Source organism: Acidovorax sp. BLS4 (genome assembly GCF_032929295.1).
Classification (GTDB): Bacteria; Pseudomonadota; Gammaproteobacteria; order Burkholderiales; family Burkholderiaceae_C; genus Paracidovorax.
Genome location: NZ_CP136797.1, coordinates 2,451,713 through 2,475,151, shown reverse-complemented (window position 1 = coordinate 2,475,151; position 23,439 = coordinate 2,451,713). Strand labels below are relative to the sequence as shown.

Genomic DNA, 23,439 nt, shown 5'->3' with positions numbered 1-23,439 from the left:
GCAAGGGTATCGAAGGAAAACCGACGAAACCCCTCGCAAGCGCTGGGCTAGTGGTCACCCTTGTCGGTGAAGGGATTGTGCGACGTCTTCAACTCGATGCGAAGGGGGGTCCCGACCAGATCGAACTCTTTGCGGAAACGGCCTTCTAGGAAGCGCTTGTACGCTTCCGTGACATGCTCCAACGAATTGCCATGAACCACGATGACAGGCGGATTCATGCCGCCTTGGTGGGCGTATCGCAACTTTGGCCGGAACATGCCAGAACGCTTGGGTGCCTGGAACTGCACCGCCTCCAGCAACAACCGCGTCAATACGGGCGTGGACATCTTGCACATCGCCGCTTTCTGGGCCTGCACGATGGATGTCCACAAAGGGCCCAACCCCTGGCGCTTCTTTGCCGAAATGAAATGCAACGACGCAAACTTGAGAAACGACAACCGCGTCTCGATGGAGCGCTCCAGCAGCTGGCGACCGTAGTCGTCCATGGCATCCCATTTGTTGACCGCCAAAACCACCGCGCGGCCACTTTCAAGAATGTATCCAGCGATGTGCGCATCCTGGTCGGTGACCCCCTGTGTCGCATCGAGGACGAGAAGCACCACATTGGCAGACTCAATGGCTTGCAGTGTCTTCACCACCGAAAACTTCTCGATGGCTTCGAACACCTTGCCTTTTCGACGCAAGCCTGCGGTGTCGACCAGCTCAAAACGCTGGCCATTGCGCTCGAAAGGAACGGAAATGGCGTCCCGCGTGGTCCCTGGCATATCGAATGCCACCAAGCGCTCCTCGCCCAGCCACGTATTGATCAGGGTGGACTTACCGACATTCGGGCGACCAGCTACCGCAAGCTTGACCACGCTCTTGTCTTCGGCTTCCGCGTCTTCATCCGGATCCGGCAAGTGCAGAGGCTCCAGAGCCAACTCAACCAAGCTGCGAATACCCTGTCCGTGGGCTGCTGAAATGGGATAGATCTCGCCCAACCCCAACTCATAGAACTCGACGAGCTGCACCCCCTCGCGCATTCCCTCGGCCTTGTTGCCGACAAGGAGGCAGGGCTTGCCCAGGCGCCGCAGGTAGTTGGCGATGTCATGGTCCTGAGCAGAAAGCCCGGCGCGGGCATCGACAACAAAGATGACGACATCGGCCTCCGCAACGGCCTGCTGCGTCTGCTTGGCCATCTCGCGGTAGATGCCGCTGGCGGCATCAGGCTCGAAGCCTCCGGTGTCGATCACGATGTATTCGTGCTTGCCCTGCTTTCCGTTCCCGTAGTGCCGGTCACGCGTCAAGCCTGCAAAGTCGGCAACGATCGCATCTCTCGATTTCGTCAGCCGGTTGAAGAGTGTGGATTTCCCCACATTGGGGCGACCGACCAAAGCGATGACTGGCTTCATCCAGATCAACCCGTCAATCCGGGCGAAAGCCGTAAACGCCGCCATTGCGCGTTACGACCACCAGAGTGCCCCCGGCCGACACCGGCGCTGCAGCGATGCCCGAACCATCCGTCGTCATCCGATTCAGCGGTGAACCATCTTCACGCGAAAGCAGGTGCACCAAACCCGTGTCATCTCCGACGACGACCGACCTGCCAAGCAACAGCGGTGCGGTCAAGCGGCGGTATTGAAGTCGGTCCGAAGACCAAGCGCGCGAGCCATCGGCACGCCGCCAGGCAACCACCACGCCATTGCTCTCCGTGCCGAAAATCGTGGTGTCATCGCCGTGAATGCCTTCCGTTCCGTTGGCCGGCTGTGTCCAGGCCACGGTACCTCGCACCGTGTTCACACAGCCCACCGTGGACACAAAAGCACGGGCACAAACACTGTCGCCCTCGCGGCTGGTGCGGCCGACCAATTCAACCAGCCGCTCGACGTCATTGGTTCCTCTGGGGCTGGCCAGCGGCGCTTCCCAACGTACCGTGCCATTGTCGGGATTGAATCCGACCATCCGGCCCGCCAGTCCCGCGACCAGCGTGTCGCCCACCGCCGTCAATACACCCGACTGGCGCAACACCAAAGGCTCTCCCGGCCTGGGTTGATTCCACAAACGAAGCCCGGTCGCAGCATCAAACGCCGAAACGGACCGATCGGCCGCCAAGACAAAGATGCGATTGCCCGCAACCAACGGCGCTGTGTACGCTTGCGCGGACAGCGGCTTGCGCCAGATCTCGCGGCCATCGGACAAGGCAATCAACTGGTTATCGACGGAAACCACAGCGGCCCACTTGCCGTCGCTGCCCACACCAGCAGACAAAGGCGTGCCAAGGCTGGCTCGCCAGACATCACCGCCGGTGCGCGCATCGACGGCAGCGACCACGCCATCCGAAGAAGCCACCGTCACTGTGTTGCCATTGACATGCACATCCAGCGGCAGGCGACCGATGCCGCCCACTTTCGACGTCCACGCCTGACGCACACCGATCACCGGCACGTTTGCACCCAACTCAGCCGGCTTCGGCTTTGAGGGACCGCTCCACAGGGAGCAGCCGGCCAGGAGAAAGCACGCCGCTGCCACGGCAGCGACCGCTGCGCGTGGCGTACCCAAACGCATTGCACGGAAACCCATGTGACCGCGCATCATTTGGAGTCTCCTGCAGTCGCTGCCGAGGCCACGAATTGTGGCTGCACACCCAGGGCATGGAGCTTCACCTCGACCAAGCGGCGGTACTCCATGCCTTCTTCCAGCGATTTGTAGGCACGCTGGTATTCAGCGATGGCTTCCGACTTCTTGTCCAGCAGCGCCAATGCGTCGCCCTTGCGGTCCGCAACCAAGGCATCGAACTCTGCAGGAAAACTTCCAGACAACTGCTTCAGCGCTTCGTCGTATGCCTTTTGGTCCATCAGTAGGCTGGCAAGTCGCAGTCTGGCCAGTGCTTTGTAGCCCGCATCCGAAGCATTGTCGGCAACCCAAGCCAGGGCCGCCTTGGCACCGTCTGGATTGCCGCTTTCCACCAAGCTTTTGGCCACCAGAAGACCGGCTTGCCCCGCCTTTGTCGTACCGCCATACCGCGATTTGAGGTCGCCGAAAGCCTGCTCCAAACGCGCGGTGTCTTTTGCCTGCGCAGCCGTTTCCACGGCATCGGACAGCGCAGCGGCTTGTGCCGCCTGTCGGTTCTGCCAATACTGGTATCCGTTCCATGCCGCAAACGCGCCGAAAACCAACACCAGGATGCCACTGATCAGCGTGCCCCAGGTGTTCCAGAAATGCTTGAGTTGGTCAAGCTGCTCTTGTTCTTCAAGATCGAGGTGATTTGCCATGTAGGGTCTCTGTTAGCGGGGGGATTGTAGAGTGGGCGCCCAGTCGGGCAGCGCATCGAGCGCCCGCTCCACTTGGTCACCCCCGCCTTCCCGCAGTGGTTTGATCGTCACGGCCGATCGCGCAAGCTCGTCGGAACCAAAGATCAATGCATGCCTGCAGCCGCTGGCATCGGCCTTCTTGAACTGCGATTTCATGCTGCCCATGCCTTCGCCCCGAACCGCAGGGCTGTGCATCTGCACGCTCACACCCAAGGCCCGCAACTGCTGCAGCACGGCCATGACTGCGGGCAACGACTTCTCGTCCGGCACGATGGCATAGGCATCGGCCACCAGCATGGGTGGGGCCGCTTCTTGCTCTTTGACGAGTTCCAGCACACGCTCGACTCCAAGGGCCCATCCCACCGCCGGCGCGGGCTTGCCCCCAATTTGCTCGAAGAGATAGTCGTAGCGCCCCCCGCCGCAAATGGTGCCTTGGGAGCCGAGTTGCTCCGTCACGAACTCAAAGACCGTGAGGTTGTAGTAGTCCATGCCCCGGACCAGGCGCGGATTGACGGTCCAGGCCACGCCATTCGCATCGAGGATGGCCTTGACGGTATCGAAGTGGCGCCTGGATTCTTCGCCAAGGTAGTCCAGGAGCTTGGGGGCCGCTTGCACCAAGCTCTGCATGGCTGGATTCTTCGTATCCAGGATGCGCAGGGGATTGCTGTGCAGGCGGCGGCGAGCATCCTCGTCCAAGAGCTCGGAATGGCTTTCCAGATAGGCGATGAGTGCAGCGCGGTGGGCTTTGCGCTCTTCAGGTTGCCCAAGGCTGTTGAGTTCCAGGCGAACGTCTTTCAGGCCCAGTTCCTTCCAGAGCGCATACGCCAGCAGGATCAGCTCGGCGTCGACCTCAGCGCCATGGAAACCCATGGCTTCGGCACCGATCTGATGAAACTGCCGGTATCGGCCCCGCTGGGGACGCTCATGGCGGAACATCGGACCCATGTAGTACAGGCGTTTGCCGCCGTCGTACAGCATCGAATGCTCCGCTGCGGCACGAACAACGCCTGCCGTCGCCTCGGGACGCAGCGTCAGATGCTCGCCGTTCAAACGGTCCTCGAACGAATACATTTCCTTTTCGACGATATCGGTCACTTCGCCCAAGCCACGCACGAACAGCGCCGTCGGTTCGACGATGGGCGTTCGCACATTGCGATAGGCATATCGGGCCATGAGTGCCCGCACCTTGTCTTCCAGCCATTCCCAGCGCGCCGAGTCAGGGGGAAGAATATCGTTCATGCCTTTGACGGCCACCAATTTGCCGGTCTTTGGCAGAGGATTGCTTGTCTTGTTGCTCACGGAATGCATCAATGGGTTAAGTGACTGGCACGCCAGCAGCGGCCTGCGCATGCGCAGGCTCGGAAGGCGGCTTTCAATTCAGATCAAGAAGCAGCGACCGCCGTGCTGAAGCGGTCGGCGATGTAGCGTTCGACGAGTTGCTGGAACTCCTGCGCGATATTGTCGCCGCGCAGGGTCAAGGTCTTCTCTCCGTCAATGAAGACAGGCGCGGCCGGGGCCTCTCCGGTGCCTGGCAAGCTGATGCCGATGTCGGCGTGCTTGCTTTCACCCGGGCCGTTCACGATGCAGCCCATCACTGCCACTTTGATCTTTTCGACCCCGGGGTATTTGAGTCGCCAGACCGGCATCTGCGACCGCAGAAAGTCATCGATCTGCTTGGCCAATTCCTGAAAGGTGGTGCTGGTCGTGCGCCCGCAACCGGGGCAAGCGGTCACGCTGGGCACGAACATGCGCAACCCCAGCGCCTGCAAAATTTCCGAAGCCACGACGACTTCCTGGGTGCGGGCCTCGCCAGGCTGCGGCGTGAGGGAGACGCGGATGGTGTCGCCGATGCCTTCCTGCAAAAGAATCGACAAGGCCGTGGTGGATGCCACGGTTCCCTTGGTGCCCATGCCCGCCTCGGTCAGGCCCAGGTGCAAAGCGTAGTCGCAGCGCTTTGCCAACTCACGGTAAACGGACACCAGATCCTGCACTCCGCTGACCTTGCACGAGAGGATGATCTGGTTGCCATCCAGACCCATTTCCTCGGCGCGCTTTGCCGATTCGATGGCCGAAGTGATCAGCGCTTCATACATGACCTGCCGCGCATCCCAAGGAGACGGCCGTCGATTGTTGGCATCCATGAGCTCGGCGAGCAACTCCTGGTCGAGACTGCCCCAGTTGACACCGATTCGCACGGCCTTGTCCCAGCGCATGGCCGCGTCGATCATCTGGCCGAACTGGCGGTCGCGCTTGTCGCCCTTGCCGACATTGCCAGGGTTGATGCGGTACTTGGACAGCGCCTGGGCGCAATCGGGGTATTCAGTCAGCAGCCGATGCCCGTTGTAATGGAAGTCGCCCACCAGCGGAACGGTTTCGCCCATGCGATCGAGCTGTTCACGGATATAGGGAACCGCCGCAGCCGCTTCGGGCGTGTTCACGGTGATCCGGACGAACTCGGAGCCGGCCTGCGCCAGTTCCTTGATCTGTATCGCAGTGCCAATTGCATCAACGGTGTCGGTATTGGTCATGGATTGCACGCGAACGGGTGCGTCTCCACCCACCGTGACAACACGCGAGCCCCATGTGATTCGGGCTTGCCGCGAGCGTCGCGGCTGGGGCGCCGCCATCGCGATCGGAAAAGTGGGGGTCAAGAAATGATTCACGGTTTCACCTCAAATCGGGCAACGTTTTCGCGCGAAACGCCTTTGAGCTCCAAAGGCTTGCCGTGGACGACCACTTCGGTGACGTCGGCCTTGCCGATGACCACGGACCATGGCGGGGTTCCCGGAACCGTCACGCTCTCGCCGGCCGCCAGGACACGTTGAAGGACGGTGGCTCCCGCCGCACTGCGCACCTGAACCCACGATTCTCCGCGCGTGCGAATGACCAGGGCGGCATCCGGACTACCTGCCGGTGCAGATGCCGGGGCCTCAGGCGCGGCCACTGCAGCCGTCGCCGCGGGCGATACGCCCGATGGGCTTGCCATGGAAGATGGCAAAGAAGCCGACGGGGCTGGAGCCGAAAGTGCAGTCACTGGCTGAGCGGGACTGGCAGGATCAGCCCCTTTGGTCCCTTCGGCTTCCGGGGCCGTGCCTGTCACCGCAACTGTTTCATTTCCGGCCACGCCATCGGGCCGATGGGGCCACAGCAGAACGGCAGCAGCGCCCACCAGCAACACGATCACCGCGAAGATGGCGGTGCGTGAACCCGACCCGCTGGAAGACGACGCCAACTGGCCGCTGCCAGGCTTGAACGATGCGTTGATGCCTCGGTGCGCCGACAGTGCAGGCGGCTCATTGCGCGGCAGCAGCGCCAGCACGGGCGCAGGGTCCACCTTGAGCGTGCGACACATGCTGGAGGCCAGGGCACGCACAAAAACCACGTCCGGAAAAACCTCGAAATAACCCGCTTCCAAGGCTTCCAGCTTGTGCACCGGCACCTTGAGGGCCACGGCCAGCGCCGCGATGTGCACACCTGCGGATTCGCGGGCTTGACGCAGCATCAGGCCCGCAGCCACGCTGTCCTGGGTTGGCGAGACTTCACTGTTCAAAGGCTGTCCCTCGTGCCCCACCACCGGCTCATTCATTGAACGCCCCTCGGTCATATGCCATCAATTCTTTGGAGTCAGGAAAACGCTTGCGCAGTTGTTCGGCGAGCTGCCGCATCGCCACCGAATCACTCAACGCCCGCTCGATCTTGATGCCCAGCCAAAGCGATTCCGCATTGGCGAACTCGCTGTTGTTCAGGCGGCGAATGTAGAACTGAGCACGCTTGATCTCGCCGCGGCGAAACATGAGCGACGACAGGTTGTATCCCACCACAGGGTTGCCCGCATCCAGTTCATACGCCTTGAGCAATGTCTGCTCGGCTTCTGCGATCTGCCCGGCACGCTCCTGGCAAAGGCCTTGGGCCATGAGCGTTTTGCTGCGAGCGGTATAGGTCCGGCTGGCCAGGGCTCGCTCGAAATACTGCTGGCTTTCCGCGTACTTCTGCTGCTGGCACAAAAGCCAGCCATAGTTGTGCAGCAGGTTGGGCTCGGACGGGTGAAAGCCGAGTGCACGGCGGAAGCTCTCTTCCGCCAGCGGCAGATCCCCCAGGCGCAGATAAATCAGCCCGCGCAGGTTGTAGGCATCGCCGTACGACGGGTCGGTGGTCAGCGATTGGCGCACTTCGTCCAGCGCCACCGTGGTCTGGCCCATCTCGAGATAATTGGCAGCCAGTTCCAACCGGAGCCTGGCGCGGCGGCGGGTTTCCGTCTCTTCCGATGGCGTGACGTACTCCGCACTGCCAGACGAGGCATTCGAGCCGCCAGGCGCTGCGCACCCACTCAAGCCCGCCAACCCGACCGCGGCAAGGCACAAGGCCATCGCCCATCGGGCATGCCGCTCAACAACCGCGACCGATCTCGTCATGTAGATCCTTCCTGCTTAAGGGCAATGCGTGCCATGCGCCAGCTTCCGGAAAAGGTGATTTGAAAATCCCAATGGCGGCATCGCTTCACCCCTTTGCCCGTCACGGCGCTCTCCGAGATGGCGGGCCCATGGGGGTCACGCAGCACCGAAAATCACATCACAGGCTTGAGCACGATGGTGCGCTGCTTGGCCATGCGCTCGGCGGCCCGGGTGCGGTCTTTCACATCTCCCGCCAGTTGGCCGCACGCGGCGTCGATATCGTCGCCACGCGTTTTGCGCACGGTCGTAACGATACCCGCATCACTCAACAACTTTGCGAAAACCGCAACTTGCTGCGGGGTCGATCGGTGGAGGCCGGAAGCGGGAAAGGGATTGAATGGAATCAGATTGAACTTGCAGCGAACACCCTGCCCATGGCGGGGTCGCACCAGATCGATGAGTTGCCGGGCATGTTCTGCCTGGTCGTTCACGCCATCGAGCATGCAATATTCGAAGGTGATGAAATCGCGCGGCGCATGCGCCAGATAGCGCTGGCAGGCATCCAGAAGCTCCTGCAATGGGTACTTGCGATTGAGCGGTACCAGGTTGTCACGCAGCGGATCGTTGGGCGCGTGCAGCGAAACGGCGAGTGCCACGGGGCAGTCCTGGGAAAGCCGATCCATCATGGGAACGACGCCCGAGGTCGACACCGTCACGCGGCGCCGGGACAGGCCGTAGCCGTGATCGTCCAGCATGGCACGCAACGCGGGCACGAGCGCGGTGTAATTCTGCAGCGGCTCACCCATGCCCATCATCACGACGTTGGAGATGATGCGTTCTTCGCTGCCCAGCCTTCGGCGCAGCGCATGCTCCGCGAACCACAACTGGGCAATGATCTCGCCTGTGGTCAGGTTGCGGCTGAAACCTTGGTGTCCGGTAGAGCAGAAACGGCATCCCACGGCGCATCCGGCCTGGGAAGAAATGCACAGGGTGCTCCGGTCATCCTCTGGAATGAACACGGTTTCGACCGCATTGCCGTCACCCACGTCGAACAGCCACTTGACCGTGCCGTCCGTCGAGACATGCTCGCTCACCACCGGCAATGCCTGCACATGGGCGCAGGATTTCAGTTTTTCCCGCAGCGACTTCGCCAGATCGCTCATCTGGTCGAAATCGTGCGCGCCCCGCTGGTGAATCCAGCGAAACAATTGGGTCGCCCGAAAACGCTTCTCCCCCAGCTGCTCGCAAAACGCAGCCAGACCGTCGAGGTCGAAGTCAAGGAGATTGGTGGTCATCGGAGCGAAGGCTGTTCACGTCGATCACCGCCCCCTGCGCTGGGCGCGCGGCCTGGGCAGCGCTCCGGCGCAAGGGTGGATCGCATATCAGCGCGAGTAGATGTTGAGGCCAGGGAAGAAGAAAGCCACTTCTGCCTGAGCGGTTTCCACGGCGTCGGAACCGTGCACGGCGTTGGCATCGATGCTGTCTGCGAAGTCAGCGCGGATCGTGCCGGCTTCTGCCTTCTTGGGGTCGGTGGCGCCCATGAGTTCGCGGTTCTTCAGGATGGCGTTCTCGCCTTCCAGGGCCTGGATCATCACCGGGCCGGAGATCATGAAGTCCACCAGGTCCTTGAAGAAAGGACGCTCCTTGTGCACGCCGTAGAACTGTTCGGCTTCCAGGCGCGACAGGTGGGCCATGCGTGCTGCGACAACCTTCAGGCCAGCGGCTTCGAAGCGGGCGTAAATTTGGCCGATGACGTTCTTGGCCACTGCGTCGGGCTTGATGATGGAGAGGGTGCGTTCGATAGCCATGTTGATTTTCCTGGAGAGTGGTTGATCTATTTGAATTTTTCGCCCTGCGGACAAAGCCCTCGATTCTAACTGGGCGGATTAATTCCCCAAGGCGCGAAGGCTCAGCGACCGCCGCGGCGCGGCGGGCCGTTGCGTTTCTGGTCCTGCCGGTAGCGCGACAAGCTGTCCGTGCCGATGTAGCCCACCGACGTCTTCATCGGATCCGGCTGGCTGCCAGCGCCGCCACCGCCGCCCTGGCGCCCACCGGGTGCGCCGTCCTTGCCGCGCCCTGCGCCAGATCCATAGCCCGGCTTGCGCGCAGAAGATGGCGCGGCCGCATCGCGCGGCGCGCCATTGTTGCGACCACGGGGCCCGCCACGGCGCAAGCCGCTCTTGCGGTCCGCAGGTCCGGCAGGTGCCTCGACCGTCTCTCTGGGGGCCTTGTTGCCACCACCCACGGCCTGCATGAGCGCGCGGATATCGCGCTCGTCCAGTTCCAGCCACGCGCCGCGCTTGAGCCCGCGGGGCAGCATCATCGCGCCGTAGCGGATGCGGATGAGCCGGCTGACCGCATGGCCCACGGCCTCCAGCATGCGCCGAACCTCACGGTTGCGGCCTTCGGAGATGGTCACGCGATACCAGCAGTTGGAGCCTTCGCCGCCGCCATCCTCGATGGAGCCGAACGAAGCCATGCCGTCGTCGAGCTGCACGCCGTCGAGCAACCGCTGCTTTTCTTCGTTGCTGAGTGCGCCCAGCACCCGCACGGCATATTCACGCTCCAGGCCAAAGCGGGGGTGCATCAACTGGTTGGCCAACTCGCCCGAACTGGTGAACAGCAGCAAGCCCTCGGTGTTCAGGTCCAGCCGCCCCACGGACTGCCACTTTCCGTGGGCAAGCCGCGGCAGCTTGCGAAACACGGTGGGCCGATTCTGGGGATCGTCGTGCGTCACCACTTCGCCCGCTGGCTTGTGGTACGCGATGACCCGGGCCGGAGGGGGATCGATGCGGTAGCGAATGGGCCGGCCATTCACCTTCACCTGATCGCCGAACTGCACGCGTTGGCCGATGTGCGCCGGCTCGTTGTTGACCGAAATCCGGCCTTCCAGGATCAATTGCTCCATTTCCAGGCGCGAGCCCAGCCCCGCCTGGGCCAGCACCTTGTGCAGCTTGGGCGTTTCCACCTGCGGCAGCAGGACGCGACGCGCTGGCACTGCGTCGGCGGCCGTCTCGTCCTCATCCAGGCGGCCGGACACCACGTCGGCGAACTGATAGCCCGGTGTGGTACGCGCCCCCGCGGCAGGGCGAGGCCCCGAAGAACGTTCCGATCTGGGCGAAGCGGGCTCAGTCCGCACTGGCGCAGGGGCAGCCTCCACCGCCGTCCCGGCCGGTACAGCGACAGCCTCGACATCCTGCGCTGACTCGGCAGAAGCCTCCACCGGCTGGCCTGCTGCCGCGTCGGACGCCTTCGGCGCCTTCTTGCGGGGCGGCTTGCGGGCCGCGGGCTTCTTCACGCTGGCGTCTGCCTCGGCGGGCAACGCGGGCTGGTCGTCGGCAGGTTCTGAAATGGGATCGTTCATGGGAGACTCTCTGGTGTGCCGTTGTCGGCGTCTTTTGGCTTCTCGTGCGAGGGGGCCAGCACGTCTTCTTCGTCGGATGGGCGCGGCGTGTCTTCTGTGGATGGGCCGGTGACCGGCTCCGTTTCGGAGCCCTGCGGCACCGAAGGCACCGCCTCTGCCACAGGGGGGTGATCCCCCGGCGCCGGCTCGGCAGGTGCGTCGAGCGGCAAGGTGCCGCCAGAACCCAGCGCTTCGAGCACGCTGGCCTGCACGGCCGGATTTTCCATCACGGGCAACTGGTCGAGCGACTGCAGCCCGAGGTCGTCCAGAAACTGCCGCGTGGTGGCGAACAGGGCGGGCCGGCCCACGGTTTCGCGGTGCCCAATGACCTCCACCCAGCCCCGGTCTTCCAGCTGCTTGATAATCAGGCTGTTCACGGTCACGCCGCGGATGTCCTCGATGTCGCCGCGCGTCACCGGCTGCCGGTAGGCAATGATGGCCAGCGTCTCCAGGGTGGCCCGGGTGTAGCGCGGCGGTTTTTCCGGATGCAGCCGGTCCAGGTACTCGCGCATTTCAGGGCGGCTCTGGAAACGCCAGCCCGTCGCGACCTGCACGAGCTCCACGCCCCGCAATGCCCAGTCCTGCTGGAGTTCCAGCAGGATGGTTTTCAGGGTATCGGTTCCGAGAGCGTCGTTGAAGAGCGTGCGCAACTCGCGCAGGGTCGCCGGTTGCGGAGCGCAGATCAGCGCGGTTTCAAGGACCCGTTTGGCGTCCACCGTATTCATGGTTCAGCAATTGCGGGGAAAGAGACGCCACGTGTCGAAAAGGGCGCCATGCCTGTCAAAGGGTTCGTTCAGCGGGACCGCACGCAAAGACCTTGGTGCTGTTCCCAGCCCTGCAGTGTGTCCATGCGGGCGAGTCGGCTGGTACAGCCGCTAGGCGCGATTGTAGCGCAGGCCCCAAAAATCCAAGGCGTTTTCCATGTCCTGTGGCAGAGGCGCATGGAACTCCATCGGCTTACCCGTCATGGGATGGGCGAAAGCCAGCCGGTACGCGTGCAGCGCCTGGCGCGCGAGCCCCCCCGCCGCTTCTCCGCCGTACAAGGCATCGCCCACCAGGGGATGGCGAAGCGAGGCCATGTGCACCCGGATCTGGTGCGTGCGCCCGGTGTGCAGCGTGCAGCGCACGAAGCAGACCGGATCGACGCTGTCGAGCAAGGCAATGTCCGTGCGCGCGGGCTTGCCCGACTGCGTGGCCAGGTCCACCACGGCCATGCGCAGGCGATTGCGCGGGTCGCGGCCAATGCTTCCCTCGACCACGCGCTGCTCCGGCCCGCTCCAGGGGCGGTGGCCGATGGCGAGGTACTGCCGGCTCACTTCGCGGGCGGCGATCATGCGCACCAGCGCATCCATGACGCCCCGCTCGCGCGCCACGACCATCAACCCGCTCGTGTCCTTGTCGAGCCGGTGGACGATGCCCGCCCGGGGCACCAGCAGCGCCTTGGGATCGCGGGCCAGCAGGCCGTTGAGCAAGGTCCCGCTCCAGTTGCCGGGCGCGGGGTGAACGACGAGCCCCGCAGGCTTGTGGATGACCAGCAGGTGCGCATCCTCGAACACCACGTTGATGGGGATGGACTCCGGACGGAAGGCCTGGCTCTGCTGGGTGGGCCGCAGTTCCACCGCCACCACATCGCCCGCCTTGACTCGGGCCGCAGGCTTGGCCGCGGCCTGCCCGTTGAGCAGAACGCCCCCCTGGGCCAGCAATTGCTGCAGATAGCTGCGCGAAAACTCGGGCACCTGATCGGCGAGCGCCCGGTCCAGGCGCTCACCGTGCTGCGCCTCGCCAATGGCGAACTGGCGAATCTCCTGCGAGGCTTCGCCGCCCTCCTCCAGGTCTTCGGTGCTGGCCTCTCCCTCGGGGAGCAGGCCGGGGCCGGACGGCAGCGTGTTCAACGCGCCGGCAGGTAGCGGGACGGATCGACCGGCTTGCCCTGGCGGCGGATCTCGAAGTGCAGCTTCACCCGGTCGGTGTCGGAGCTGCCCATTTCGGCGATCTTCTGGCCGCGGCGCACCGTCTGGTCTTCCTTCACCAGCAGGGTCTGGTTGTGGGCGTAGGCCGTCAGGTAGGTGTTGTTGTGCTTGAGGATCACGAGGTTGCCGTAGCCACGCAGGCCGGCGCCGGCATAGACGACCCGTCCATCCGCGGAGGCGAGCACGGGGTCGCCCGCCTTGCCGCCGATGTCATAACCCTTGTTGCGGGCCTCGTCGAAACCCGCCACGAGCGAACCCGACGATGGCCAGATGAAGGCCATGTCGTCCTCGCCGCCGGTCGCCGCAGGCGCGGGGCTGGGCGCAGGAGCGGGGGCGGCGGCCACGGCGGGGGCCGATGCCCCGGGCTTGGCACCGCTGGCGGGGGTGGACGGGGCGATCGCGGAAGAGGTGACGGGGCGGGTGACCACGCCGGTATCGCTGGCCACCGAGGGCGCTGGCGTGGCCGAAGGCGCGGCCACGCGGAGCACCTGGCCAACCTCGATGAGGTTGGCGTTGTCCAGGTTGTTCCAGCGGGCGATGTCCTTCCAGCTTTGGCCGTTTTCCAGGCCGATGCGAATCAGGGTATCTCCTGGCTTGACCGTGTAGTAGCCGGGTTTGCCGGCGTTTTCAGCACCGGGCAGAGGCTTGGCCGCGGGAGCGACCACCATGCCGGGCTGGGAGGCGGATGTGGAAGCGGACGTGCCACGATCTTCCACCGGTGCCCTGTTGACGCGGGTACCGCAACCCGTCAGCACCAAGGCTGCGAGCGCTACCGAACCCCAACCAACAAGACCACGCGTAACCAACATAAGCAATCCCTTCAGGCAATCCCCGATTTTAGGGGGACAAAATGAACGGCCTCCAAAACGTTCTGTTTCAATCCGTGCGCCGTTTTGTCGATGACCAACAACACCTGGTGGCCGCCGGCGCCCACCATGGGCGCCACGAGGCGGCCACCCACGGCCAGCTGGTCGATCCACGCCTGAGGGAGGGTCTCGCCGCCTGCCGCGGCGATGATGGCCGCATACGGCGCGCCTTTCGCATAGCCCACCGTGCCGTCGCCGAAGATGAGGTGCACGTTCGCGAGGCGCCAGGGACGCAGGTTGTCGCGCGCCTTCTCGTGCAACGCGCGCAAACGTTCGATGGTGTACACCTCGCGGGCCACGCGCCCCAGCACTGCGGCCTGGTAGCCGCAGCCGGTGCCGATCTCCAGCACGCGCCCCAGCCCGGCGGCGCGCGCGCCCTCCGCGCCCAGCAGCAGCTCCGTCATGCGGGCGACGATGCTCGGCTTGGAGATGGTCTGGCCCAGCCCGATCGGCAGGCTGGTGTCTTCGTAGGCCTGGTTGACGAGGGCGGTGTCCACGAAGCGGTGCCGCTCCACCGAGCCCATGGCCTGCAGCACGGCTGGCGATGCGATGCCCGAGGCCGCCAGGCGCTGCACCATGCGCGCGCGCACGGCGGCCGAATCGAGCCCCACGCCCTGCGGCATGGGCGGGGCATCGCGGCGCGGCGCGGGCTGCGATGGCGGCCGGGGCGCAGCGCCCGGCGGCGGGTCGATGCGGGCCGGAAAGCCGGGGCGGCGCTGCGTCATAGGGCAGGGGCCGGCGTGGTAGCGGCGGGCGCGTCGGGCACCAGGCGCGCCGCGGTCTGCGTCCAGTAGCCCAGGCCTTCGTGGTCGGTCAGATCCACCTTCAAAGGGGTGATGGCCACATGGCCCTGGGCCGTGGCATGGAAGTCCGTGCCCTCGGCGTCGTCCTTGGCCGCGCCCGCGCCCCCGATCCAGTACATGACCTCCCCGCGCGGGCTCTGCTGCTCGATGACGCGCTCGGCTGCATGGCGGCGGCCCAGGCGGCACAGCCGCAGGGGCCGCAGTGCATCGAACGGCAGGTTGGGAATGTTCACGTTGAGGAGCCAGGGCGCCTCGCCCACCAGGCTCTGCGCCTGCATCTGCTCGACGATCTCGCGCGCCTTGCGGGCGGCGGATTCGATCTCGCCCCAGCCCTTGTCCACCTGCGAGAACGCGATGGCCGGAATGCCGAAGAGGTAGCCCTCCATCGCGGCGCCCACGGTGCCGGAGTAGATGGTGTCGTCGCCCATATTGGCGCCGTTGTTGATACCCGAGACGACCAGATCGGGCCGGTAGCCGAGCAGGCCGGTGAGCGCGATGTGCACGCAGTCCGCCGGGGTGCCGTTCACGTACCGGAAGCCGTTGGCCGCCTGGTGCACGTACAGCGGCGAATGCAGCGTGAGCGCATTGGACTTGGCGCTGTTGTTGTGTTCCGGCGCCACCACCTCGACGTCCGCGATGGTCTTGAGCGCATCGTGCAGGGCCACGATGCCGGGTGCCTGGTAACCGTCGTCGTTGGAAATGAGGATCTTCATGGGTGGCAGGAAGCAGGGTGCGAGCGATTGTAGGCCGCGTCCGACACGGCCAGGCCGGGCCGCATCCTGGGCGCCCGCCCCTGCCGGCGGCCGCCGTCGCTCCAGGGACTCGCCACGCCGGCCCCCGCGCCTATCATGCGGCCACACCGACAGGAGACCTTCCATGCATGCTTGGCTTTGCACCAACCCGACGGGCGTCGACGCCCTGGCCTGGACCGAATTGCCCACGCCCACGCCGAAGGCGGGCGAGGTGCTGATCGCGATCAAGGCCGCCAGCCTGAACTTTCCCGACCTGCTCATCGTGCAGAACAAGTACCAGATGAAGCCCCCCCTGCCCTTCGTGCCGGGGTCGGAATACGCCGGCGTGGTGGAGGCCGTGGGCGAAGGCGTCACCCACCTGCGCCCCGGGCAGAGCGTGGCCTGCCTCACCGGCACGGGCGGCTTCGGCACCCACGCGGTGGCGCCCGCGGCGCTGTGCATGCCGCTGCCCGAGGGCTTTTCGCACGTGGATGCGGCGGCGTTCATCATGATCTACGCCACCTCGCACCATGCGCTGGTGGACCGGGGGCAGCTCAAGGCCGGCGAGACGGTGCTGGTGCTGGGTGCGGCCGGCGGCGTGGGCACGGCGGCCATCCAGATCGCCAAGAAGATGGGCGCCCGCGTGATCGCGGCCGCCTCCACCGAGGAAAAATGCAAGCTGTGCCTGTCCGTGGGGGCGGACGCCGTCATCAACTACACCGAGGAAAACCTGCGCGAGGCGATCAAGTCGCTGACCGACGGCAAGGGCCCGGACGTGATCTACGACCCGGTGGGCGGCGACTTCACCGAGCCCGCCTTCCGCTCGATCGCCTGGCGCGGGCGCTACCTGGTGGTGGGTTTCGCCTCCGGCCCCATCCCGGCGCTGCCGCTGAATCTGGCGCTGCTCAAGGGCGCCTCGATCGTGGGCGTGTTCTGGGGCGAGTTCTCCAGGCGCGAGCGGCAGGCCAACGCCGCCATGATGGCCGAGTTGGCCGCCTGGTACGGCGAGGGCGCCATCAAGCCCGTGATCGACCGCACCATGCCGATGGCGCAACTGCCCGCGGCCTATGCCCACATGGGATCGCGCGGGGTGATGGGCAAGCTGGTCATGGTGAACTGACACTGGCGCCGGCCCGCGCCCGCCAGGCCCTTCACCCAGGCCGGTGGTGGGCGGGACCGGCGTTGCACGGATGCCCTGCGGGCGCCTGTTCAAGCGGTGCGCCGTCTGTCACACTCGCGCATCTTTGCCTTTCCGTGCACGCCAGATGGCCGACCGCCCCCCTTCAGAAATCGCGCGAGAAACCCTCAAGCAGCTGGCCGCGCGCCGTTTGGCGCCCACGCCCGACAACTACCAGGCCCTCTACGACGAGATCGCCGGCAACCCCAGCCCCACCGCCTTTCCGGAAGGCCCCCTGCGCCACATCCTGCGCGTGCTGCCCGGGCAGACCCCGGCGCAAAAGCGCCTGCTGGGCCTGTTCGAATCCGCCATCGACAACACCGACTGGGCCCAGTTGCAGAGCGTGCTCGTGGGCTACGCCAACCTCGGGCTGGCCAGCGTGGCCGCACCGGCCGCCGCGGCCGCGGAGCCCTCGGCCGCCACGCACCTGCCCGAGGAACTGACCGAGCAGCTCGCCCGCCTGATCGACAACACCCTGCCCGCGCTGGGCGAGGACGATGCCCGCGTGCATGAACTGGCCGCGCAGCTGACCAATTTCCTGCGCCAGCCCTCGCCGCCGATCTCGACCTTCGGCCTGATGCTGAACAACTTCAGCTACCGGCTGTCGTTCGCCACCGAGGACCAGGCCGCCATCCGCGCCAGCCTGCTCGAACTGCTGCACATGCTGTTCGAGAACATCGCCGTGCTGAGCCAGGACGACCGCTGGCTGCAGGGCCAGGTCGAGGCGCTGATGGCCGCCTCCACGCCGCCGCTCACGCTGCGCCGGCTGGACGAGGTGCAGCGGCGCCTGAAGGACGTGATCTTCAAGCAGACCGAGGCCAAGGAGCGCACCGTGCAGGCGCAGGAACAGATGAAGGAGCTGCTGGCCACCTTCATCGAGCGGCTGGTGCAGATCACCGCCTCCAGCAGCACCTACCACGACAAGATGGAGCACTGCGCCGAGCGCATCGGCCAGGCCAACAGCCTGCAGGAGATCACCCCGCTGCTCGAGGAGGTGATGAGCGCCACGCGCGCCATGGCCCTGGACAGCCGGGTGGCGCGCGACGAGCTGCAGGACCTGCGCGCGCGCTCCGATGCGCGCCATGCCGAGATCACCAAGCTGCAGGAAGAGCTGGACCGCGCCAGCGCCCAGGCCCGGCACGACCCGCTCACCGGCTCGCTCAACCGCAAGGGCCTGGACGAGGTGATGGAGCGCGAGATCGCCCGCGCCACGCGCAACGGCTCGCCGCTGTGCGTGGCCCTGCTGGACGTGGACAACTTCAAGCTCATCAACGACCGCCTGGGCCACACGGCCGGCGACGAGGCGCTGGTGCACCTGGCCGGCGTCACGCGCGAGGTGATGCGCCCGCAGGACATGCTGGCGCGCTACGGCGGCGAGGAATTCGTGCTGGTGCTGCCCGACACCGACCTGGACCAGGGCGTGGAAGCCATGAAACGGCTGCAGCGCGAGCTGACCACGCGCTACTTCCTGAAGGACCGCGAGAAGGTGCTCATCACCTTCAGCGCCGGCGTGGCGCAGATGGCCGAGCAGGAGGGCAGCACGGAAGCCATCCGCCGGGCCGACCAGGGCATGTACCTGGCCAAGCGCGCGGGCAAGAACCGCGTGATGGCCGCCTGAGCCCCTCCCGGGCGGCCTTTTCCGAGCGCCCGGCCTGACCGTTTCCGCTCGCGCACTGCAACCCTTCCCATGACGCAAACACCCCTGCTCTCGCGCCGGGCACTGCTGCAACGGGCCGCCTGGGCCGCGGGCGTGGCCGCCTGGCCCCGTTGGGCCGGGGCAGGCACCGCAGCGCTGCGGCACGACCCGTTCACGCTGGGCGTGGCCAGCGGCGACCCCTCGCCCGATGGCATGGTGCTGTGGACGCGCCTCGTGCCCGCCGAACCCGGCGCATGGAACCGCCCGCTTGCCGTGCAGTGGGAGGTGGCGCACGACGACGCGTTTCGCCGCATCGTGCAGCGCGGCACGGCCACCGCCCTGCCGGAGTTCGCGCACAGCGTGCATGTCGAGCTGCAGGGGCTGGCCCCGGGGCGCTGGTACCACTACCGCTTTCTGCAGGGCGACGCCGTCAGCGCCACCGGCCGCACGCGCACCGCGCCGGCCGCCGGGGATGTGGCGACGGGCCTGCGCATCGCCTTCGCGTCGTGCCAGCGGTGGGAGCACGGCCACTACGCGGCCTGGGCCGACGTGTGCCGCCAGTCGCCCGACCTGGTGCTGTTCCTGGGCGACTACATCTACGAATACGCCAGCCCCAAGGACCCGGCCGGGCTGGCGCGCGTGCACGGCCTGCGCCTGGCGCACACGCTGGCCGACTACCGCGACCGCTACGCGCTGCACAAGAGCGATCCTTCGCTGCAGGCCGCCCACGCGCTGTGCCCCTGGGCCACGACCTGGGACGACCACGAGGTACAGAACGACTACGCCGGCACCCACGGCCGCGGCGACGCCGCCGACTTCCTGGCGATGCGCACGGCGGCATGGCAGGCCTTCTACGAACACACGCCGCTGCGAGTGGCGAGCCTGGCGGCCAGCGGGTTCGGCGCGCTGCAGGTGTACCGCGCGCTGCCCTGGGGGCGGCTGGCGACCATCCACCTGCTGGATGCGCGCCAGTTCCGCGACCGCCAGGCCTGCCGCGCGGAAGGCAGCAGCGGCGCGGGCGCTGTGCGGCCCAGCGACTGCGCCGATCTGCAGGCGCCCGGGCGCAGCTTCCTGGGCACGGCGCAGGAGCGCTGGCTGGATGCCGGCCTGGCCGCCGATGCGCGCGGCAGCGGTGTGGGAAGCGCCAGCGGCGACGGCACCCGCTGGAGCGTGGTCGCGCAGCAGACGCTGTTCTCGCCGCGCCACTACCCCTCCGGCGTGCAATCGACCGACAGCTGGGACGGCTACCCGGCCGCGCGCCAGCGGCTGCTGCAGTCGGTGGCCCGGCATGCGCCGCGCAACACGGTGCTGCTGGGAGGCGACATCCACCAGAACTACGTCTGCAACGTGATGGCGCCGGCCGACGGGGACGCGCCTGCCGAGTCCTCCGTGGCCCCCACGGCCCGTGTGCTGGCCAGCGAGTTCTGCGGCACCTCGATCAGCTCGCGCTCGGGCACCACGCAGGACAAGGTGGACGCCATCGTCCGCCACAACCCGCACGTGCTGCTGGCGCGCTGCGACCTGCGCGGCTGGGGGCTGGCCGAGGTCACGCCCCGGCGCTGGACCACCACGCTGCGCACCGTGGACGACCCGCTGCGGGCCGACAGCGGCGCTTCCACCCTGGCCCGCTTCGTGGTGGAAGACGGTCGCCCCGGGCCCGTGCGCGACCTTTGATTTGCTACAAAATAGATAGCGAAACGCCCTAGTATTGATTGCGCCGGAGGCCAAAAAGACCAAAGGCGTCCAACGCAGAGGCCACCCACGCGCGCCGTTTCGGTAGCGGGGTGTAACACCCGCAGGCCAGGCCTGCACCCCGCATTACCATGGCGCCCACCACACCGGGAGACTCCATGACCCCCAAGCACCTGCCCGCCGCCCGGCTGGCCGCCCTCGCGGCTGCCGCCCTGCTCGCGGCCTGCGGCACCAGCCCCCGCCTGAACTACACGCTGCCCGACCAGCCCGAAGGCGCGTCCGGCTACACCGAGAAGCCCGGCTGGGCGACGCAGAAGTTCGCCGTGGCGGCCGCCAACCCGCTGGCCACCGATGCGGGCTACCAGGTGCTCCAGGCCGGCGGCTCGGCGATCGACGCCGCTATCGCGGTGCAGATGGTGCTGTCGCTGGTCGAGCCGCAATCGAGCGGCATCGGCGGCGGCGCCTTCCTGCTGCACTCGGCGGGCAGCCGGGTCGAGGCCTATGACGGCCGCGAGACGGCGCCGGCCGCCGCCACCGAGAACCTCTTTCTCGGCGCAGACGGCAAGCCCGTGCCCTTCTATGACGGCGTGGTGGGCGGCCGCTCGGTGGGCACGCCCGGCGCGGTGCGCATGCTGGAGCTGGCGCACCGGGAGCACGGCAAGCTGCCGTGGGCATCGCTGTTCCAGCCGGCCATCCAGCTGGCCGAGAACGGCTTCAAGGTGAGCCCGCGCCTGAACACCCTGCTGGCCAACGAAAAGTACCTGGCACAGGACCCGGCCGCGCGCGCCTATTTCTTCGACGCGGCGGGCCAGCCCTGGCCCGTGGGCCATGTGCTCAAGAACCCCGAGCTGGCCGCCGTGCTGAAAGGCATCGCGCGCAACGGCTCCAAGGCGCTGCTGGAGGGCGAGGTGGCGCAGGCCATCGTCGCCGAGGTGCAGGGCCACCCGACCAACCCCGGGCGCCTGGCGCTGGCCGACTTGGCCGGCTACCAGCCCAGGAAGCGCGAGGCGCTGTGCACGGACTACCAGGTGGCCTCCAAGGACTTTCGCCTGTGCGGCTTTCCGCCGCCCAGCTCGGGCGCGATCGCCGTGGGACAGATCCTGGGCATCCTGAAGAACACCGACGCCACCACGATGGCGCTGCAGGAAGGGCCCAAGGGCGCGGGCGACTGGCTGCCCAGCGCCGACTGGCTCTACCTGTACAACGAGGCCTCGCGCCTGGCCTTCGCCGACCGCGGCCTCTACGTGGCCGACCCCGACTTCGTGCAGCCGCCGGGCGGCAGCTGGAGCACCCTGCTCGCCCCCGCCTACCTCGCCCAGCGCGCCCAACTGATCGGCCCGCAGAGCATGAAGGTGGCGCAGCCCGGCAACCCCGGCGCGGTCCAAACCAGCCATGCGCCCATGCCCGACCAGATCGAGCACGGCACCAGCCACATCAGCGTCGTCGATGCCTTCGGCAACGCGGTGGCGATGACGACCACCATCGAAGACCAGTTCGGCTCGCGCCAGATGGTCAAGGGCTTCCTGCTGAACAACGAGCTGACCGATTTCAGCTTCGCGCCCAAGGACGCGCAGGGCCAGCCCATCGCCAACCGCGTGGAGCCCGGCAAGCGCCCGCGCTCGTCGATGGCGCCCACGCTGGTGTTCGACAAGCAGACCGGCCAGGTGGTGATGAGCGGCGGCAGCCCGGGCGGCGCGCTCATCATCCACTACACGGCCAAGACGCTCTACGGCATCTTCAACTGGGGGCTGATGCCGCAGCAGGCCATCAACCTGCCCAATTTCGGCTCGCTCAATGGCCCGACGATGCTGGAGGAAAAACGCTTCCCGCCGGCCACGGTGGAGGCGCTGCGTGCCCGCGGCGCCGAGGTGCGCGAGATGAACATGACCAGCGGCCTGCAGGCCATCACCCGCGCCGAGGTGCACGGGCAGCCGATGTGGCTGGGCGGCGCCGACCCGCGCCGCGAAGGCGTGGTGATGGGGGACTGAGCGCCCGCCACCCCAAAAAAGAGCACCCTGCGGGTGCTCTTGGGCGTTGCGGCCCGGGGCTGGCCGCCGCGCCAGCGCCTACTGCTCGGCGATCACGTCCAGGAACACCAGGGGCTCGGTGCCGGTGTTGGTCAGCCCGTGCGATTCGCCCTTGCGCACGATGGTCACGTCGCCCGGCTTCACGGCCACGTCCACACCGTCCTTGTCCTTGAAGGTGCCGCGGCCCGAGACGATGACGTAGGTGTCCTCGTTGCTGGTGTGCTTGTGGTAGCCGATGGAGTCACCCGGCTGCAGCGTGAGCCAGCTGATCTCCTTGATGGCCTGGTCCTTGAGCGCCTTGTCGCGGGTGAAGGCGTATTCGCCGGCCAGCGTGCCCTTGCCGCCGCCGGCGCCCTCCTTGTTGGCTTTCAGCAGCGCCTCCTTGGGGTACACCTCGGCCGACGCCGTCGATGCCACTCCCACCAGGGCGAATGCGGCGGCCAGCAGGCGGAACGTTTTTTTCATGGGTTGTCTCCTTTGGAATGGTCGGATGGCAGCGCGGGCCGCCGCAGCATGCCGCGGCCCGCCCGGTGCCGATGCGATCTTATGCGCGGCCCCGCGAGCCCCGCACCGGCCAGCACCCCGGCGGGGCCCTGCGAAGCAGGCTTGGTATCAAAACAGACCCCAGCACAATCAACACTAGGGCATATCGCTATTAAAACAATAGCAATCGAATCACCGCCTCAAGCCGGTGCCTGGGCCGGCGCCACGGAGGCGCCCTGGATGCTGTGCCGCTCCAGCGCGGCCTGCACGAAGCCGCTGGCCTTGGCCTCCTCCACGAAGGCATGGAGCACGCCCGCCGCGGCCGCGCCCCGGCCCTTGGGCAGCCCCATGGCCTGCTGGATGACCATGAAGCGGCCCGGCAGCAGGCGCAGGCCGCCGCCCAGGCGCTGCGCATCGGCCTGCAGCTGCTGCTTGACGCCCGCGGCCACGTCGGCGCCTTCGGCCAGGAAGGTCTCCACGACGGCGGGCGACGTGGGGGCGCGCACCAGGGTGGCGGCCTTCATCTCGCGGCTCAGATAGAGGTCGTAGGCGCTGCCCTTGCCGACCACCACCCGGTGACCGGGCCGGTCCACGGCCTCGTTGTCGCGCAGCGGCGAGTCCTCGCGCACCAAGTAGCAGCCTTCGATGAGCACGTACGGCGCGGTGAACGCGATGCCGGCGGCGCGCAGCGGATCTACGGCGAAGAAGCCCACATCGGCCTGCTCCTGCGTGACGGCCTCGACCGATCGGCCGGCCGCATCGAACACGGCGAAGGCGATCGGCACGCCCAGGCGCTCCGCCAGGGCCCGCGCCAGATCGACGGACACGCCGGACGGGTCCACCCCCGGCGCGCCGGCCTTGGCCAAAATGGGGTTGCCCAGGTTGATGGAGGCGCGCAGCACCCCGGTGGGTGCAAAGGCCTGGAGGACGGCGGGATCGATGGACATGCGGCGAAGGACGGGGGGGTTGA

At 66.6% G+C, this 23,439-nt stretch carries 21 protein-coding genes; 4 read left to right on the top strand and 17 right to left on the bottom strand.

Features of this window, described 5'->3' with window-relative positions:
• Nucleotides 1-47 precede the first annotated feature (47 nt).
• From der to surE, 15 genes are all read right to left on the bottom strand, one after another.
• On the bottom strand, nt 48-1,391 hold the full coding sequence (gene der, locus R1Z03_RS11555) for a ribosome biogenesis GTPase Der (RefSeq protein WP_272568223.1): 1,344 nt from the start codon (nt 1,389-1,391) through the stop codon (nt 48-50).
• 13 nt (nt 1,392-1,404) lie between these two features.
• Nucleotides 1,405-2,544 carry an outer membrane protein assembly factor BamB gene (gene bamB, locus R1Z03_RS11550; RefSeq protein WP_317360346.1) on the bottom strand — a complete coding sequence of 380 codons (1,140 nt, stop codon included), beginning with the start codon at nt 2,542-2,544 and terminating at the stop codon, nt 1,405-1,407.
• Nucleotides 2,545-2,570: 26 nt separating this feature from the next.
• The gene (locus tag R1Z03_RS11545) at nt 2,571-3,251 is read right to left on the bottom strand and encodes a tetratricopeptide repeat protein (protein ID WP_317359800.1); all 681 of its coding nucleotides are present in this window, start codon (nt 3,249-3,251) and stop codon (nt 2,571-2,573) included.
• A 12-nt stretch (nt 3,252-3,263) separates the two neighbouring features.
• On the bottom strand, nt 3,264-4,598 hold the full coding sequence (hisS, locus tag R1Z03_RS11540; protein ID WP_372588275.1) for a histidine--tRNA ligase: 1,335 nt from the start codon (nt 4,596-4,598) through the stop codon (nt 3,264-3,266).
• A gap of 74 nt (nt 4,599-4,672) precedes the next feature.
• The gene (gene ispG, locus R1Z03_RS11535) at nt 4,673-5,917 is read right to left on the bottom strand and encodes a flavodoxin-dependent (E)-4-hydroxy-3-methylbut-2-enyl-diphosphate synthase (RefSeq protein WP_317360343.1); all 1,245 of its coding nucleotides are present in this window, start codon (nt 5,915-5,917) and stop codon (nt 4,673-4,675) included.
• A 32-nt stretch (nt 5,918-5,949) separates the two neighbouring features.
• Nucleotides 5,950-6,876 carry a helix-turn-helix domain-containing protein gene (locus tag R1Z03_RS11530; RefSeq protein ID WP_317359798.1) on the bottom strand — a complete coding sequence of 309 codons (927 nt, stop codon included), beginning with the start codon at nt 6,874-6,876 and terminating at the stop codon, nt 5,950-5,952.
• A complete protein-coding gene (gene pilW / locus R1Z03_RS11525) occupies nt 6,869-7,702 on the bottom strand; it encodes a type IV pilus biogenesis/stability protein PilW (protein ID WP_284430212.1) in 834 nt (277 codons plus the stop codon). The genes R1Z03_RS11530 and pilW overlap by 8 nt, the downstream gene beginning before the upstream one ends.
• 152 nt (nt 7,703-7,854) lie before the next feature.
• Nucleotides 7,855-8,976, bottom strand: a complete 1,122-nt coding sequence (gene rlmN / locus R1Z03_RS11520) for a 23S rRNA (adenine(2503)-C(2))-methyltransferase RlmN (RefSeq protein WP_317359795.1) — start codon at nt 8,974-8,976, stop codon at nt 7,855-7,857.
• 87 nt (nt 8,977-9,063) lie between these two features.
• Nucleotides 9,064-9,489, bottom strand: a complete 426-nt coding sequence (gene ndk / locus R1Z03_RS11515; RefSeq protein WP_272568219.1) for a nucleoside-diphosphate kinase — start codon at nt 9,487-9,489, stop codon at nt 9,064-9,066.
• Nucleotides 9,490-9,590: 101 nt separating this feature from the next.
• Nucleotides 9,591-11,045 carry a pseudouridine synthase gene (locus R1Z03_RS11510; RefSeq protein WP_317359792.1) on the bottom strand — a complete coding sequence of 485 codons (1,455 nt, stop codon included), beginning with the start codon at nt 11,043-11,045 and terminating at the stop codon, nt 9,591-9,593.
• Nucleotides 11,042-11,809: an SMC-Scp complex subunit ScpB gene (gene scpB / locus R1Z03_RS11505; RefSeq protein ID WP_317359790.1), complete on the bottom strand. Its 768-nt coding sequence runs from the start codon at nt 11,807-11,809 to the stop codon at nt 11,042-11,044. The genes R1Z03_RS11510 and scpB overlap by 4 nt, the downstream gene beginning before the upstream one ends.
• Nucleotides 11,810-11,959: 150 nt before the next feature.
• Entirely contained in the window at nt 11,960-12,976 is a 1,017-nt protein-coding gene (locus R1Z03_RS11500) for an RluA family pseudouridine synthase (RefSeq protein ID WP_317359788.1), read from the bottom strand.
• Nucleotides 12,973-13,863 (bottom strand): peptidoglycan DD-metalloendopeptidase family protein, encoded by an 891-nt coding sequence (locus tag R1Z03_RS11495; protein WP_317359785.1) that lies wholly within the window; start codon nt 13,861-13,863, stop codon nt 12,973-12,975. Before R1Z03_RS11495 ends, R1Z03_RS11500 begins: the two co-directional genes overlap by 4 nt.
• A gap of 11 nt (nt 13,864-13,874) precedes the next feature.
• Nucleotides 13,875-14,645, bottom strand: coding sequence for a protein-L-isoaspartate(D-aspartate) O-methyltransferase (locus R1Z03_RS11490; RefSeq protein WP_272568210.1), 771 nt, complete (start codon nt 14,643-14,645; stop codon nt 13,875-13,877).
• On the bottom strand, nt 14,642-15,436 hold the full coding sequence (gene surE / locus R1Z03_RS11485) for a 5'/3'-nucleotidase SurE (protein ID WP_317359782.1): 795 nt from the start codon (nt 15,434-15,436) through the stop codon (nt 14,642-14,644). Before surE ends, R1Z03_RS11490 begins: the two co-directional genes overlap by 4 nt.
• A 163-nt stretch (nt 15,437-15,599) precedes the next feature.
• On the opposite strand from surE, the gene R1Z03_RS11480 reads away from it, so the two are divergent.
• The 4 genes from R1Z03_RS11480 (at nt 15,600) to R1Z03_RS11465 (ending at nt 21,947) form a co-directional block, all read left to right on the top strand.
• A complete protein-coding gene (locus R1Z03_RS11480) occupies nt 15,600-16,574 on the top strand; it encodes an NADPH:quinone oxidoreductase family protein (protein WP_284430207.1) in 975 nt (324 codons plus the stop codon).
• Nucleotides 16,575-16,719: 145 nt separating this feature from the next.
• Nucleotides 16,720-18,249 carry a GGDEF domain-containing protein gene (locus tag R1Z03_RS11475; protein ID WP_284430206.1) on the top strand — a complete coding sequence of 510 codons (1,530 nt, stop codon included), beginning with the start codon at nt 16,720-16,722 and terminating at the stop codon, nt 18,247-18,249.
• Nucleotides 18,250-18,318: 69 nt separating this feature from the next.
• Nucleotides 18,319-19,941 (top strand): alkaline phosphatase D family protein, encoded by a 1,623-nt coding sequence (locus R1Z03_RS11470; protein ID WP_317359779.1) that lies wholly within the window; start codon nt 18,319-18,321, stop codon nt 19,939-19,941.
• Between the two features lie 176 nt (nt 19,942-20,117).
• A complete protein-coding gene (locus R1Z03_RS11465; protein ID WP_317359777.1) occupies nt 20,118-21,947 on the top strand; it encodes a gamma-glutamyltransferase family protein in 1,830 nt (609 codons plus the stop codon).
• 78 nt (nt 21,948-22,025) lie between these two features.
• On the opposite strand, the gene R1Z03_RS11460 is transcribed toward R1Z03_RS11465, so the two are convergent.
• Complete coding sequence (locus R1Z03_RS11460) at nt 22,026-22,451, bottom strand: cupin domain-containing protein (RefSeq protein ID WP_272568201.1); 426 nt, start codon at nt 22,449-22,451, stop codon at nt 22,026-22,028.
• Between the two features lie 218 nt (nt 22,452-22,669).
• The gene (locus R1Z03_RS11455) at nt 22,670-23,416 is read right to left on the bottom strand and encodes a transporter substrate-binding domain-containing protein (RefSeq protein ID WP_317359775.1); all 747 of its coding nucleotides are present in this window, start codon (nt 23,414-23,416) and stop codon (nt 22,670-22,672) included.
• Between the last annotated feature and the right edge of the window lie 23 nt (nt 23,417-23,439).